The 16161-nt window shown below is 34.7% G+C and carries 12 protein-coding genes and 2 pseudogenes; 6 read left to right on the forward strand and 8 right to left on the reverse strand.

All coding sequences use genetic code 11. From position 1 onward, the window contains the following. Positions 1 to 97: 97 nt before the first annotated feature. On the reverse strand, positions 98 to 2029 hold the full coding sequence (locus GQS55_RS06385; protein ID WP_159819018.1) for a hypothetical protein: 1932 nt from the start codon (positions 2027 to 2029) through the stop codon (positions 98 to 100). Between the two features lie 242 nt (positions 2030 to 2271). Here GQS55_RS06385 and GQS55_RS06390 point away from each other — a divergent pair, with 242 nt between their 5' ends. Beyond that, positions 2272 to 2919, forward strand: coding sequence for a hypothetical protein (locus tag GQS55_RS06390; RefSeq protein WP_159819020.1), 648 nt, complete (start codon positions 2272 to 2274; stop codon positions 2917 to 2919). A gap of 38 nt (positions 2920 to 2957) precedes the next feature. On the opposite strand, the gene GQS55_RS06395 is transcribed toward GQS55_RS06390, so the two are convergent. Both GQS55_RS06395 and GQS55_RS06400 read right to left on the reverse strand, forming a co-directional pair. Beyond that, positions 2958 to 3836, reverse strand: a complete 879-nt coding sequence (locus tag GQS55_RS06395) for a DMT family transporter (protein ID WP_159819022.1) — start codon at positions 3834 to 3836, stop codon at positions 2958 to 2960. A 251-nt stretch (positions 3837 to 4087) separates the two neighbouring features. Beyond that, positions 4088 to 5110, reverse strand: coding sequence for an endonuclease/exonuclease/phosphatase family protein (locus tag GQS55_RS06400; protein ID WP_159822608.1), 1023 nt, complete (start codon positions 5108 to 5110; stop codon positions 4088 to 4090). A gap of 530 nt (positions 5111 to 5640) precedes the next feature. Between GQS55_RS06400 and GQS55_RS06405 the strand changes: the two genes are divergently transcribed. Next, positions 5641 to 7089: a sensor histidine kinase gene (locus GQS55_RS06405; protein WP_159819024.1), complete on the forward strand. Its 1449-nt coding sequence runs from the start codon at positions 5641 to 5643 to the stop codon at positions 7087 to 7089. Between the two features lie 134 nt (positions 7090 to 7223). Continuing rightward, entirely contained in the window at positions 7224 to 8354 is a 1131-nt protein-coding gene (locus GQS55_RS06410) for a GGDEF domain-containing protein (protein ID WP_159819026.1), read from the forward strand. A 45-nt stretch (positions 8355 to 8399) separates the two neighbouring features. Here the strand turns inward: GQS55_RS06410 and GQS55_RS06415 are convergent, their stop codons facing one another. The 5 genes and pseudogenes from GQS55_RS06415 to GQS55_RS06435 form a co-directional block, all read right to left on the reverse strand. Beyond that, a complete protein-coding gene (locus GQS55_RS06415; protein ID WP_159819028.1) occupies positions 8400 to 9056 on the reverse strand; it encodes a peroxiredoxin-like family protein in 657 nt (218 codons plus the stop codon). A 33-nt stretch (positions 9057 to 9089) separates the two neighbouring features. Beyond that, positions 9090 to 11003: pseudogene (locus GQS55_RS06420) on the reverse strand (putative bifunctional diguanylate cyclase/phosphodiesterase). A gap of 95 nt (positions 11004 to 11098) precedes the next feature. After that, on the reverse strand, positions 11099 to 11650 hold the full coding sequence (locus GQS55_RS06425; RefSeq protein ID WP_159819030.1) for a hypothetical protein: 552 nt from the start codon (positions 11648 to 11650) through the stop codon (positions 11099 to 11101). A gap of 60 nt (positions 11651 to 11710) precedes the next feature. Beyond that, a complete protein-coding gene (locus tag GQS55_RS06430) occupies positions 11711 to 12400 on the reverse strand; it encodes a HupE/UreJ family protein (RefSeq protein ID WP_442872191.1) in 690 nt (229 codons plus the stop codon). 118 nt (positions 12401 to 12518) lie between these two features. Continuing rightward, the gene (locus GQS55_RS06435; protein ID WP_159819034.1) at positions 12519 to 13181 is read right to left on the reverse strand and encodes a peptidylprolyl isomerase; all 663 of its coding nucleotides are present in this window, start codon (positions 13179 to 13181) and stop codon (positions 12519 to 12521) included. Positions 13182 to 13397: 216 nt separating this feature from the next. Between GQS55_RS06435 and GQS55_RS06440 the strand changes: the two genes are divergently transcribed. The 3 genes and pseudogenes from GQS55_RS06440 to GQS55_RS06450 all read left to right on the forward strand — a co-directional run. Beyond that, positions 13398 to 14804: a M20/M25/M40 family metallo-hydrolase gene (locus GQS55_RS06440; protein WP_159819036.1), complete on the forward strand. Its 1407-nt coding sequence runs from the start codon at positions 13398 to 13400 to the stop codon at positions 14802 to 14804. Between the two features lie 126 nt (positions 14805 to 14930). Next, positions 14931 to 15710: a phytanoyl-CoA dioxygenase family protein gene (locus GQS55_RS06445; protein ID WP_159819038.1), complete on the forward strand. Its 780-nt coding sequence runs from the start codon at positions 14931 to 14933 to the stop codon at positions 15708 to 15710. A 279-nt stretch (positions 15711 to 15989) separates the two neighbouring features. Further along, positions 15990 to 16148, forward strand: a pseudogene (locus tag GQS55_RS06450) (carbon starvation CstA family protein); the annotation flags it as partial. Positions 16149 to 16161 lie beyond the last annotated feature (13 nt).

Raw genomic sequence — 16161 nt, forward strand, 5'->3', positions numbered from 1 at the left:
TGAGTTTTGTCGTCAACATCAGTAATTAAGCGTTGATTTCAAAACTGACTTATCGTTAATCTATGTCAGTATGGAACATATCATTTATTAAGAGCAATTAAGTCGCGGGTTTATTATCCATAAAAAAGTTCACGTTATTTAAGTCAACCATGTAGTCACGTTTCACGTGCTTATTGTTTTCTAGTTTATCTAAATCACCAATCAATGTTACTAATTTATCATGAGCGTGATGACTGGTTCTTTCATAATCTTCAGGCTTTCCGGTGTAATCAACACGCTCTGTTTCCTTTTTATCATGACTACTTTCATTCTTTTCCAGCCAAATATCGTTAATTTGTCGAATACTGCTCTCATTTGTTATTCTTTCAACAAGTGCCGTTTCTAATTCATACTGATTTGTTTTTGGGTTAAATTCATATGTTTCTTTATCAATATCTACTTGGTGTTCTTGATCAAGACCGACTAGTTCTTGCTTTTTAACCGCGGTATTAATGTTATAACTTTCAGTTTTATCATAATTATCTGGACGAGTACCTTGATAATCAAAGTGAGAATTAACGGTTTTATTTTGCGTTATGCCGTTTAATTCACCTGATTTATATTGCTCGGTTACCTGACTTAATTCTACGGCACTTTTAGGGTGTACAGATCGAGGTCCTTCTGGCTCTGACGTAAATGCAAATTTTGCGTCAAAATCAGCTAATTTAGAAATACCTGTACCTAATGTATTATCGGCGTCTTCACCAAGGCCTTTATAACGAGGATCATTAGTCACCATGTTATCAACTAGATCGGCGACCATTTCTCTGCCATTGGTGAATTCGTGTGCGGCAACTGATTCTATATTGCTATAGCGCTCGGCTGCTGATGACATACTGGTAAAAGCGTCTTTAAATACAGCAAAGCCTTGTTGCATACGAGCATCATTTTGCTTACCAAATGCAGAGTTTGCTTTACTGTCATTACTATTAAAGCGGCTGTCTTCGAGGCTTTTATCTAATGTGTTTAAGTATTGCTGCATTTGTTCTACGTCTTTACCACCAAAAATAGACATGTCTAGTGAGAAATCTATTTCGGTAACACCTGCGTTTGACTTAAACGAAAGGGCTTGTGTATCATTTTTTTCATCAAAATTATAACTGAGTTCAAAGCTGTTTTCTGAACTGGCAACGTGTTGATTTTCCGTTGTTGAAAAAGCAACATCAAAACCTGATAGCTGTTCATTGTTGAAGTCAGCTAAAAAGTCTAAGTTAAATTGAGCTTGGCCTGGAGGTACATATTTATTGTATGAACTTTGCCCAAAAGAGTTTGCACTGACTTTAAAAAATTCATCAGCCATTTCGCCAACTTCTGACAATATTTGGTTGAGTGCTTGATGCTCAGCTTCTGACAAATCACCGTCTACTTCATAGCTAATACCAAAATTATCAACCGCTTCACCTGTTGCTTCGTTATAACCTTGAGCAGAGTTAAAGATTATATTAACAACGTCGCCTTCTTTCGTTTTCACTGAGAGTTCAAAGCGATTGCTGTCGTCACCTTCATTTACTTTGCGATAGCTGCTTTCCATTAACGGGTGTAACATGCGTTCAACGCGCTGTTCACTTGATGCTAAAAATGATTCTTGTTCATGTCCTAGCTGTCCTAAACTCGATAATATATCACTGGTATTTGCGTAAGCGCCGTGAATATTTTCTACCGACTTATTCAAACGTTTCATTAATTCGTCGCTATTCTCGTTCTTATTCAACCCTTCTTGGTGGCTGCTTAATACGGTACGTACAGCTAATTCTTCGGGAGAAATATCATAGTTAACAGTAGCGGGTTGACTCGTTAACGTGATAATAGAAGCAAATTCTTGTCTGAGTAATGTTTCAACTTTTTCTTCATCAAATTGACTTAACAATTCTTGAGCCATTTCTGGTGCAATATTTTTAAGCTCATCGGTGAGGGTGTGAGCTACATCATTGATTGGTTGGGCAATGGATGCTATTAAGTTAGGCGAGCTATTTAATACATTGTTAATCATGATTTTTTAATGCTAAGTTAAAGTTAACTATGTATCGGCAATAAGAAATAAACCTTAAGCTTTTTAAGGTATTAAAATTGATAGCTCTTTAAATTCATCATATATTACTTTTTATGTAAACATAACTTTGTCCTAGTTTTAAATCAATAAACAGATAGTTTTTTATATTGACGACGCTATATAATAAGTAATTACTTAACTAACGTTTTCTCCGCTGTAGTCTAAAATAAGAGCAATATTGTATGGACGTACTGAATCTTGATATACCGTTTGATTGTCGATTTACCTGTTGGTTTTGTGGTGAAGGATCCCATCAAACGATTGTCACCACATTAGTCACACACCAAATGGTTAATATACCAATCTGTGATGAGTGCAAATCTTACCGATGCCATAATGAAGCAAGTTCACTCGTAAGACTTGAAAAGCTTATTAAAGATAAAATAGTAAAACAAAGTGCTAAAGCGTTATCAATAGGAGCTAATTGGACTGAAAAAGAACTACAAGAATCTGAACTAATAGGCAGTGCATTTGATGGCTTTAAAAAAAGTGGTTGGCGAATGTTCTTAATTGCGCGTGATCGCGTTAATTACAGTGGTTGGGAGCTGTCTATTGATGGCGTTACTATTGAAAATACAGCAGAGGATGAAAATTTTGAGTTTGATGGCCTTACATTCACAAGCTTTATCAGTATGTTGGATTATTTAAGTAGTACTTTTTCATTAAATAAAGAGTTTTTAGAACAAGTATTAACCCTTTATGGTGATAATCGTGCAATAGAGGCGGTAAAGTTTTGTCGATTAGTGCCTAATGAGTCAAAGTCTGAACGTGACAAAGCACTAGAAGACTTGATTGAATCTTTTAAAGAAAAAGAAGCACTCAAGCCGTAGAGCACGCATTATAAAGTTAGCTAACGACTTTGCTGTTTTTATTTAGCTAACTTTGCCTTTATTGCTAAGTAAATTCCTGAAAAGATAAAAAGAATGCCAATTAGATGAAAAGTATGAATTTGCTCATTTAGAAAAATAGAAGAGAGTAATAAGCCAAATAATGGCATTAAATGAATAAATAACCCTGCTTTTACTGCGCCTATATCGGCAACACCTTTGTTCCAAAAAATATAAGCAAGGATAGAAGGGAAAATGGCCATGTAGAGCACTGCGTATGTGCTCTTACTTCCCCATACAATATGCTCAGCAAAGTAAAATTCTACCGCAGAAAAAGGCAGTAATATTAGTGAACCAATAAGTACAGTTACACCAAAAAAAGTAAAGCCATCAAGTTCAGCAGGGCGCCAACGTAATAATAATGAGTAAATAGCCCAGCAGAGTACGCCAGTTAATACATATAAATCACCTACATTAAATGACAATGAAAGTAGGTTCGATATTTGACCTTGTGTTATCAGCATTAAAACGCCAACTAAAGATATAGTAACTCCAATCCATTGCTGAATAGATACAGGCTCTTTTAACCAGACGGCAGACAATATCAGAATAAATATCGGAATAGCTGATTGTAATATTGTAGCATTAGACGCGTTTGTGCTAGTAAGGCCTATGTAAATAAAGGTATTGAAACAGGCGACACTAAATATTGCGAATACCGTCAGCATTTTCCAATGAGTTATTATTACGGCTTTGTGTTTAATAAGCCTTGGTATTAAAAAAGGCAATAGAATCACCAATGCTAATGTCCAACGAAGCTCTGCCATAACAATAGGTGGCAATACTGAGTGCATTGCTCGTCCTATAACAAAATTTCCTGCCCAAAATAAAGTGGTCAGTATTAAAAGTAAGTAGGGCATTGCAGTCTCGTTGAGTTATGTCGAAGATAAAATAGAATATTTGAAAATGGTTGAAACACTGTAGCCATAATCAATGCTAATAATTAAATAACACTAGTAACTAGTTATTGGGATTATATCAACATTTGATCATTGGCTTCTTGTTATTTGACTATTGTGTGACAAAAAGCATAACTAAGCATAATTAGGCAAGCTTAATGAATCAAACATAGTGAGTTAAGCATAGTAAGCTAAGCCGATTGACCTAGCCATTATGATCTTAACGTAAGTGTTACAAGCACAATACCATGATCGGTACTCTCACCATCACGTTCAAAAATAGGATTAATTAAATGACGATCGTAAGTTTCATGTGCGCTAACTTCATAAAGACTGTCGTGATAATTAGCATCAAATTCACAAGATAATAAAATGTAATCGAGTACAGAACTCCCTGCGCCAAAATAATGTGTTGGCGTACGGGCTGCTTTCACTTCATTTACTTCAGTGTCTTCATGTGAAAGCACGGCTTGAAATAAGTCCCAAGCGTCATTTAAGCAATATTTAGCAAGATAAGCATCACGATCAATGGTTGATACAAAACGTAAAGTGTTGGTGAGTAAATGACTTAATACACCATCGGCTAGGGTATTATTAAAATCGCCCATCAATACCATTGGCTGATTAGTTTCTTCACGGCGCTTTATCATCTCCATCATTAATAATGTCGCTTCACTACCACGTTGCACCGTTGAACCCCAACTACCCGCTATTTGTGCCTTTAGGCTTTCAATAATTGTTTGCTCAGGCGACCAGTTATTATTTTTCTCATCCAGTTCAATCATTGAACGTTTAGATTTGAAATGCACTACATAACAATCACAGTTGCCTAAATGAGGAATATTAATAGTTGCTCTTAATACTTTACGATTAAAAGAGAAGTTACTGGTTAAACCTAATGTTTGGGCAAGCTCAATGTTGGGCTCTACCGCGATTACCTCAACAATAGGGAAGCGAGAAGCAATAGCGACAACAGGGCGCTGATAAATAAAATCATCAATGATTTTTGGTTGATCAACGACAGCAAAATATTTATAGCCCTGACTAGCAACTAATTCTTTTAATGCATCAGGGCTGAATACTTCCTGAAAGCCAATAATGTCAGGCTGATATTCACGTAAATATTCACTAATCCAACGTTGTTTTTTTTGCCATTGTTCTGCACTAAGAATGCGCTCAAATTCATAAGCGGCGTTTGGTGGTTCAAGGTAATTAAATAAATTGAATGTGGCAATTTTGAGCTCTGTATTGACGACTAAACCTATTAAAGATGAATCATCAAGGGATATTGTTTGGGTATTCGTTTGATCTTTATGATTGATAAAATTAACTCTACTAAATAATAAGGAAAAAATTAAGGTGGAAACTAGGGAGCTGAGCAATAGTAAAAGCAAAGATAATAATAAATGATTATTTAGCCTATAGTTGAGCTTATAGTTCAGGCTACAGGTTGCTTAATACGCTCAATAAAACTTTTACATCATGATTGTATTTCTTATCACAATCAATGAAAGCGCTAAGTTCATTATCAACTAATTTATTATTTATGTTGTACTTTTTTAAATAAATTCATCTTTTAACAACATATAAAGATTGGTAAATATATAAAATACAACTATGCTTTTAAAAAGCTAGTATTAATAAAGTAATTATTTCGTAATATTAACAAGCCTACAATATTAATTATATCTGATAAATATTCCCACCAAGGTTTTTTTCAATATTACTATTAATCTAGTAAATGGCTAACCATTAATGGCATTAAATGAATTTTAAAAACAGTATCCTGAAGAAAAGTAAATTAAAGCCTAATGAAACACAGAAAACTAATCGATTTTCTGTGTCAATGAAACTCAATGTCGTTAATGTTCTTATTATTATCTCAAGTCTAATAAGTATTATTGGCGCGTATGAAATTCAAATGGGCGGAAAAATGCATGAATTAAATTATTTTCATCAAAAATATATTACCCAGTTAGTTAAAACCGTAAAATCATTTGAAGCGGAGTCAATTTCTGTTGATGAAGTACGAAAAGACATAATGATGGTGAGAGAACAACCTATTCAATGCCTAGAATTTGTAGGCTCCTTTGAATTATTGATTATGAAACTAATAGGAACAAAAAACATACTACAAGTTTGTCATGATGATCTTGAAATTGCAGACAACCTACTACAAAAGATACAAGAGTTTGAAACCAAGGTGTTTGATAAAAAAACACTGACTAATTTTCTGTATCAAGGAATTAATGGATTTGAACACAGTGGAATGAGGTTTGAGCCCTTAGTAAGTAAAACTGTTGGCATACTTTTTTTTATTGTCATTAGTATCTTAATTACGAAAGCTTTTCTTGTGCCTTTAATTGGCTTGGTGCTTTCAAATAGTGTTGCTAAAGATTATCAATTATTATTAAAAACAAAGACTAATTTAGAAGAAGAAAAACAACGTAATGCACTTATCCAATCCGAGCGTGTTGAATCGCTAACTATTATGGTTGCGGGTATGGCTCATGAAGTTAATACGCCTATTGGCATAAGTATTACGGCTAACTCCTATTTAGGCGATACATTGAGTAACCTGCGCGAATCTTATGAAAATCAAGAGTTAACCAAGAGTAAATTTGATAACTTTATTATGGAAATGGAGAAGAGCAATAATCTTGTTACTAATAACCTTTCACGGACCGCTAAATTAGTGAAGAGCTTTAAAGAAGTATCAGTAGATCAATTTGTAGATGAACTACAAAATATTAAATTTAAATCATACATAGAACAGATATTAGTCAGCTTGATCCCTATTACCAAAAACTCAAATGTTAAATTTAAATTATGCTGCGATAATAACTTACAAGCTACTATTTATGGTGGAGTGTTTAGCCAAATATTTACCAACCTTGTCACTAATGCTATTCATCATGCTTTCCAACATAAAGAGGCCGGAATTTTATCTATTTCAGTTAAAGAATCATCTTCAAATGAAATACACTTTTCATTTGAAGATGATGGCTGTGGAATTTCTGAAATAGATAAAATTCATATTTTCGATCCCTTTTTTACCACTAAAAGAGGCGAGGGTGGCACTGGTTTAGGCCTTCATATACTGCATAACCTTGTGACGGATAAATTAAAGGGAAGCGTAACATGTACAAGTAAAATTGATGCCGGTACGCGGTTTGATATTTACTTTCCTAAAATAATAAAAGTGACTGACTAATAGTGCTTTATATTCATTTATCTCAGTAAGGTGTATATTTTTAATTGTTTTATTTACACTAAACTTACATCAACTATCGTTATGTTTTGTAGTAATATATACAGCTAAAGTTTGTCTAAGGTGTTTTTTTAGAAATGAGTGCGAAAATATTTGAAAAGCGCATGGATATGGATCTCCTTCGTTTGTCTATTCCAGGGATATACATTTACGCTATTTTTTTACCTATTACTTTTTGGCTTATTAATTTTGATACCTATTATCCTAACTTAAGCTTATTTTATTCGGTATTCATGTTAGTTGTCAGTGTTTGTAGGTTGGTTCATCTAAAATATAGCGATAAACTGTATGAAAAATCTAGGCGGCTTTGGCTCTACATACTGTCATTACTGCTAGTTCTTCATGCTGCAGCGTCAGGCTCCGTACTTGCTTTGGTAATACATGATCCCCTCTTTTCCGAGATTAACCATAGAGCGATATTAGCTATTGTCGCTATTGCAGCGAGTACCATGTTGGTACAAGTACCCAAAATTAATATCGCCCTTATTAATTTAGCTGCGTTAATATTACCGCTACTTGTTATTACTTATCTATTCGACCCATACGATAAACTCATTATAGTGACTATATTTTACTGTCTATTCCAAGCGTCAGTGCTCATTGCAGCACATAAAAATTATTTTCAAGGAATTCGTAACGAAGCAACGTTGAAAGAGCAACATGAAGAACTCGTAAGAATAAATAAAATAGATTCTCTTACACAAATATACAACCGAGGTTTTTTTAACTCAACCTATGATAATAGCTGGGAACTTGCCGCTAGAAATCAATTAGAGCAAACAATTATATTGATTGATATCGACCACTTTAAATCGTTGAATGATCAGTATGGACACCTGTTTGGTGATCAATGTTTAATTGCTGTCGCAAAAACAATCGATAATGTTGCCAAAAGAAAAACAGATGTTGTTGCACGCTTTGGCGGAGAAGAGTTTATTGTTTTGATAACCAATACCAAAGAGTCATTAAAACTTGCCGAAGATATTCGTAAAAAAATTCATGACAAAGTTTTCAGTTTTGATAATCAAAGCATTAATATTACGGTTAGTATTGGTGTGGCTACCATGACACCTGTTATGGGAAGCAGCTCGAATACTCTACTGTACAATGCAGATATTGCCCTGTATCAAGCTAAAGAAACTGGACGAAATCGTGTTTGTCACTATTCAGGGGATATATCCAATAAAGTTAGCCGTAAGATGAGTTAAGTTTCTTTTAGGGGAAAGGTAAGAAGTAAACCCAGCTAATGTATTTTACTTTTTAGACAGCTCTCGTAAGGCCTTGATAATATCTTCTGGCTCAGATCTTGTTCGGTAGTCAACATCAACAAAGCGCCATGTAATTGTACCATTACGGTCTATAACAAATGTGGCTGGTATGGGTAATATACTACCATTGCCATTATTAATTGCTTCAAGATCAAGGTTACGATCTTTTTTCATGTGCTCAATAAGAAATTCAGGTACTTTCCATCCAACACCATATTGTGAAGCAACGTTCGCGTCTTGGTCAGACAATATGATAAAGCCCATCTTATTTATTTCATCAGGTGTTAAGGAATTATCAGGTACTTGCGGGCTGATAGCGACCAGTTGTGCACCTAATGTATGAATATCGTCTAAGCGATCTTGTAAAGCTTTAAGTTGTATATTGCAATACGGACACCAGCTACCACGATAAAAAGTAACAACTACTGGGCCTTGTGTTAATAAATTAGTTAAAGATATTAATACGCCTTTCGGATTAGGTAATACAAAATTTGGCGCAATTTTACCAAGTTCAATCGCTTTATCACCTTGTTGCAATTTTTTTGCTTTAGCAATAATTTCATCAACATTTTTCATGAAATCAGGATTAGCTTCTCGACCTGCTTGAACTTTAGCATCCGTTTGTTCTTTTAAAGTTTTCATATGTTTCTTGTTCTATTAGCAGCTAACTAAAGCTTATATTTCTAATTTTAAAAAGTGAGTAATATTTTCTATTTCAATAGGTTTAGAGAAATAAAAACCTTGAAGAAAGTGTACGCCTAAATTAGAAAGCTCTGTTGCTTGAGCTTGGGTTTCAACCCCCTCAGCAACAACTAAAAAATCTAATGAGGAAGCGATATTCATTACAGCAGAAATAATAGCATGCCCATTACCGTCTAATTTATTGATGAATGAACGATCTATTTTTACCATATTAACCCCTAAGTCCTGCATAACAGAAAGAGATGAATAACCTGTACCAAAGTCATCAATGGACACTTTGATATTTCACGCTTGAAGGTTTTTAACTTGATTTACAATAATATCGGTATCAGCCGAAAATACAGACTCTGTTATCTCAATATGTAATAACTCAGGAGATAAATTACTAGTAGCAAGGGCGTCTTCGACAATATCGATAAAATTTTCATCTTTGAATTGAATAACGGAAATATTCACACAAACCGCTAATTGTAGTGTTTGATCCCAACGACTTGCTTCTATGCAGGCACTTTTTAGTACCCAAGTACCTATTTGATGTATTAAACCATATTGTTCCGCTATAGGAATAAATTCATCTGGCGTGATATTTTGTTCGTTATTCGTCCAGCGTAGAAGGGCTTCAAAGGCAACTGTTTTATGGTTAATAGAAGAAAGCAAAGGTTGAAAAACTAATCGTAGCTCTTTTTTTTCAATGGCTGTTGTTAATTCATTTTTCAAATATAATTCATGATAATAAGTTTTTTCCATTTGTTCAGAAAAAACACCCACAGTTGAACGTGCTTGTTTTTTCTGAAAATACATAGCCATATCGGCTGATTGTATAAGGTTGTCTTCCGTTGTAGCATGATCAGGGTACAAGGCAACCCCAATGGTCGCTCCAACAGATAAAATACTATGATCAATACAGTGTGGCGCTGAAAGTTCTTTTATTAAGTGTAATGATTGCTCGATGGCGCATTCCCCTCCTGTATCAGGAAGGGCAATGATAAACTCATCGCCTCCCCATCGACAGACGATAGGGTTCTTAAGGTTTCCCTGTTTAAGGCGTCCAGCAGTTTCTCTTAAAATTTGATCTCCTGCTTTATGGCCAATGGAGTCATTTATATTTTTAAAGTTATCTAAATCAATAAATAATAGGGCAATTTTTTCAGTTGGCTTTTTAGCTGATTTTTTAGTAATGGATTGTTCAATAATTGATTTTAAATGACTCAAAAAAGCGGCTCGATTGTATAATCCTGTAAGTGGATCAAGATTAGAAAGTTCGTAAATTTTCTGAGTACGTTGTCTAACTTTTTCTTCCATCTGTTGGACTAATGTTGTATTTTCATGCCTTAAAAATAAGGTGTGTTGGGTAAAATCCGCAGATTTTTTTGCTAAAATCATCATCATGATACAAAAATAAAAACAAAGAATACCTAGCATTTTAAATTCAGGTGTATTAGATAATAATAATCCTAATGAACCTGGAGCAAGTAATATAAAAGCGTAGAATATTGCCGTTTTTTTATGACCGGACAGAACTGTAGTAGAACCTCCTGCTATTGCCCCAACAGTAATAATGGTTATTGTTAACTCTATACCGTCATTGTGTATGGTTAGATACACTAAATATACGGCCCATAAAATAGCGGTAGGGTTTACACCTAAAATAAAGCGATTAATAGCTTTATTTCCATTAAATTCAGTGTGCTGTAATTTTGTTTCCCACCAGATGACGTCTATCATTCTAACAACAAGTAAGGCTGTCATTATTGACCACCATACCATTTGGAAAAATTCAGTTGCGGGGTCTCGAAAAGAAAAAGCTAAAAAAGTCGAAGTGATTGCACTGATCATGATCCCAGCAATGGCATTTTCGTAAAGAAATGTTGCAGAATCTCGCTGCATTGAGTCGTTAAGTTTTCGTGTATTACTAGTCAAAAAAACACCTCTATACTTTTAAATACGTTGTTAGTTTTATTTTTTAACGTAATTGATGTTAATTACTTAAGACCATGTTTCGTATATTCACCTTTTACTGTTAACTTAATAGTTATAGGACTATCTGTGGTGTTTTTCCAGTACCAACCATGTGACCCAGCAAAAGGTGTGGTAAAACTTCCTTTCATTTTATGTGCTGTTGCAATAGCATAACTTTCAAAATAGCCTGTAGTATCACCTTTGGGTTCGCCATGTAAATCAAAATATAATGAGATGCCATCCGTAGTCCATTCATAAGTAAGCTTTTGATATTGTTCCATTGTAAATTTGTATTCTACACCTCGCCCGGCAGGTACTATTACTGTAATAGTTTTGGTAGAGTCTTCTAACTTTTTAGCTGTCTCTGGTGATGAAAGCGAAGTTGATATTTCTGTATTTTCTTCATTAAAAACAGTTAATCCTAGTTTTTTTCCTATACCGGTAGGGTCAATATTATATTCTGCAGGTAAAATCACGAAAACTAGTACGACTACAGCGAACACTAAACTGTATATTGAGTACATAAATAGGGCACTTTTCCCTAACGAAATATTTTCAGGTGTCGTTTTTGACATTGTTTTATCTCTTTAATCATTAAATTTATGCGATTAGTAAATGCGATAATTTAATTGGTGTTAGCTAATAAAATAGCCGGTTAATTGAAAGCCTATCAACATAAATCCTGTGCTCATTAATAAACTATTTGTGATAGTAGAAAATTGTGAAAAACTGTTGTGTTTACGCCAAAAGTTCATGATTAAAATAATAATGGCTAATGCAGTAAATTGCCCCAATTCAACTCCAACATTAAAGGCAATTAAATTAGTAATTAATCCATTATCTGCTAATTGAAGCTCTTGTAACTTAGTTGCTAATCCAAAGCCGTGAAAAAGACCGAAGATCAATACCGCTAGTTTGGTATTGGGAGACTTACCAAAGAAGTGATTAAAACCACCTAAATTATCAAAGCCTTTATACACAACAGAAAAACCAATCACAGCATCGATTAAATAAGCATTAATTTGAATATCACTGAGCACACCAAATAATAAGGTTAAGCTATGCCCTAATGTAAACATACTGACATACAATAAAATATCACGACTTTTATATAAAAAAAACAAGACCCCGACCAAAAATAATAAATGGTCGTATCCCGTTATCATATGCTTAGCACCAATATACAAAAATGGAATGATTTGTACGCCAGAGTTTTGCTCTAAAAACCGTCGAGTATCATCATCAACACCATGAGCTATGGCGTTGGTTGGTAACCATATGGCAAGTATGACAATAAAACTCAACCAACCATATCGTTGTAACATATTGACCATTAACGGTTTCCTTTGAAAACTTGTTTTAGTGGGTACTCCTGTATGATTGTTAAACGTATGATTTATTCATCGTTTGATAACATTAAAACTATAACGTTAATTTATGAGGTTAAATTTCTTTATTTGCTTTGGCAACACGGATTGATGCTTTAATAATCTTAATTTCTTCTTTTGTTCTGCCTCTTCTACTACCCAATGTTTGTATTTTAGCTAAACTATCATCTAAACCTTTGACTACTTTACCAAAAATAGTATGTTTACCATCTAGAAAAGGGGTAGGTATAAAAGTAATGAAAAATTGACTGCCATCAGTACCTGGACCAGAGTTAGCCATACTTAAAATACCTGGTTCGCTATGACTTCTCTCATTAGTAAACTCACCTTCATATTTATAGCCAGGGTTACCCGTTCCATTACCTAGCGGATCACCACCTTGCGCCATAAAGCCAGGAATAACACGGTGAAAAATTAGCTCATCATAAAAACCAAGTTTAGTTAAGTAAATCGTACTCGAAACATGCATAGGTGCAGTGTCTGGAAATAGTTTAATGGTGAGGTTACCTTGGTTTGTTTCTAGTTCCCAAAAATAATCTTTTCCTGGCGTAAAGGTAAGCAAAGGAGGTTTGTTTAAATTAGTTTTCCAACTTGCGTCTGATTTATCTACTTCTTTGATCACTTCATTTATTTTTTTTATTGCTGGATCGGGGCCGCAACAAGCGGTTAACGTTAATATTAAACAAAGGCTAGTAATGATGTTTTTAGTCATATTCATATAAAATTCTTATTTCTGCTTGATGAGGAAGGTAAATTGTACAAGCGCTCATTATTACCTTAATTTATATTTTTATCTATTATGATCTTACTGTGAATATTAAGCAGTGAATAAAATGATGTGATAGAAAGCTCAATTTTTACTAATGAGCTATTGGACTAAAGGCTGAAATATTATAACCTATATCTTTAAAATATAGCTTGAAACTGGATTTCTATGAAACTGATTACATTAGCAGCTGTTGCTGCTATCACATTTACCACATCTGCTTTTGGTAATGAAAGTATTATCCCCGTATCACAAGAGATTAAAGATACCACTGTTAATCTTCGTGATAAAGCCATAAAAGATGATAGTGCTTATGAAATATTAAAGTCACTTACCACTGAAGTAGGGGCGCGCCATCCTGGAACACCAGGTGAAAAAGCAGGGATTGAATGGGGTGTTAATAAACTAAAAACTTTAGGGTTTGATAAAGTTTATACTGAAGATGTGAAAATGAATGGCTGGCTTCGTGGTATTGAAACAGCAGAAATTTTACTACCTTCTTATCAAAAAATGGTTATAACAACACTTGGCCGTTCAAAATCAACGCCCAAAGGTGGTTTAGAAGCTGAGATTGTACATTTTAAAAGCTATGCTGATCTTGAAAAAGCAACCGATGGTAGTTTAAAAGGTAAAATAGCTTTTATCAGCAAACGTATGGAGAAGTTTAAAGACGGAGCTGGTTACGGTCCAGCGGTTATTGCTCGCTCTAAAGGTCATGAACTTGCAGCCCAAAAAGGTGCTGAAGCTTTATTAATTCGCTCTATCGGTACTGATGACCATCGTAATCCACATACCGGCTCTACTAACGTAGCTATGGGGTATACCGCAGTACCGGCTATTGCCTTATCAAATCCAGATGCAGACCAATTAATACGCTTGATTGATTATGGTCACACACCTAAAATTCGCTTAAACGTTCAAACTCAGGATCTTGGTCCTATTGTGACTAAAAATGTTATCGGTGAAATTACGGGTCGAGAATTTCCTGATGAAGTTGTAGTCATTGGTGGTCATCTAGATAGCTGGGACCTAGGTACTGGTGCTGTTGATGATGGCGCGGGAGTTGCTATTGCTATGGCGACAGCTGCTTTGATAAAAAATAATACCAAGGAGCGTCCTCGTCGTACTATTCGTGTCATCCTTTGGGGTGCAGAAGAGCTTGGATTAATTGGCGCGCGTGCTTATGCTAAAGCTAGACAAGAAGATGGCACTATTGCTAACCATGTGATTGGCTCTGAATCTGATTTTGGTGCTGGTCCTATTTATGGACTTCAGTCGTCTAGTAATGTTTCTGATAACGCATTACATGTAATTGATACTATGGCTAGTTTAATGGGTACTTTAGGTGTTAGTCGTCGTAGCGGAGATACCACTGGTGGCCCAGATATGATTCCATTGTCTAAGCTAGGCGTTCCAGCATTAAAATTAATGCAAGATGGCACTGATTATTTTGATTTGCATCACACGCCTGATGATACTTTTGATAAAGTGAATCCTGAACATATGCGTCAAAATGTAGCTGCTTGGACAGTATTTACTTATATCGCTGCTGAATGGCCGGGATCTTTTAAGTAATATATATTTTATAAGTTAATTTTTGTAAGCTAGCTCTAATAAGTTAACTCTCATAAATTAAGCTGAAAAATCCTCGTTATTGCTAGCGGGGATTTTTTTTGTAGCTAAGCAAGGTAATAGTTATTAATGCTTGTTAATCAAAGCCAATTAAAAGATCAATATAACGATAAAGGCTATTTTGTTATCCGAAATTATTTTAGTGATATTGAAATTTCGCAACTAAGAGAAACCATTTTAACGTTTCATGAATTATGGAAAAAAGACAACGAAACATTCTATCAAGAAGAGGCGTTTAACTCATCGTTAATTACCGGTAGTCAATATTTATCATTTGACGATAGGGTATTACTGTTTAATTTTATCAGTTCACCTAAAGTTATGGCGGTGGTGGAATCGTTGATCCCTATTAGTCCAGCATTTATGAATACTCAATTATTTTTCAATCCGGTCAATCCCGCACAAAAAGACTTCTGGCATAGAGATTGTCAGTATGATCATGATATTGAAGGACAGAAAATAGCTATTAACAATACCCAAGTAGTTCACCTTCGGGTGCCTTTATTTGATGAGTTAGGTATTGAGCTTGTCCCTGAAACGCATAGACGATGGGATAATGATGAAGAGTTTAATGTCAGACAAGAAGAGAAGGGTAAACTAAGCAGTGATGAACTTTCATTGGGTAAAAAAATCAAGTTGGCCACTGGCGATTTATTAGTTTTTTCTGCTGATATGATACATCGCGGTTTATATGGCATGGATAGATTAGCATTAGATATTCTTGTATTTGATCCTGATAGTGAATTTGCTGATTATGTTGATGAAGATTGTTTACCTGAACCGGTCATGATGAAAAATATTAATGATCCTAGGCTATTTCAAACGACTATCGATTTAAAGTCGCAGTAATGCGTAAAATAAAGCCACTAATAACTTAAATAATTGTTATTAAAGCCATTAGTAAAGCCTCATCAGACATAGCTAACAGCTAATTTTTCTGTGTTCGTCAGGCATTACTATTAAGTGGTTTATTATTAAACAAAGTATTAGCCAAAAGTCTTATTGTTTAGCTAACTTTCTTTTGTTAGAGTCCGCCGCTTAATTCCAAATTGAAAAACGAACGGCAATTTTGTCTCGTTCTTTTTCGTTCAGTTCTATATTACAAATACACAAAGAGAAACGTACTTTATGATCATCTTTTTTATCTGTCTTACTATTCTAATTTTGGGCTACAAGTTTTATAGCCCATTTGTAGAAAAACAAGCAGGCTTGGACTCAACTATTGATACCCCACAAAAGCGCTTTAGCGAAGGTGTTGATTATGTCGCTATTCGTGAGCTTACGGCAGCGTAGCGTGACA

Source organism: Colwellia sp. 20A7, from assembly GCF_009832865.1.
Lineage (GTDB): Bacteria > Pseudomonadota > Gammaproteobacteria > Enterobacterales > Alteromonadaceae > Colwellia.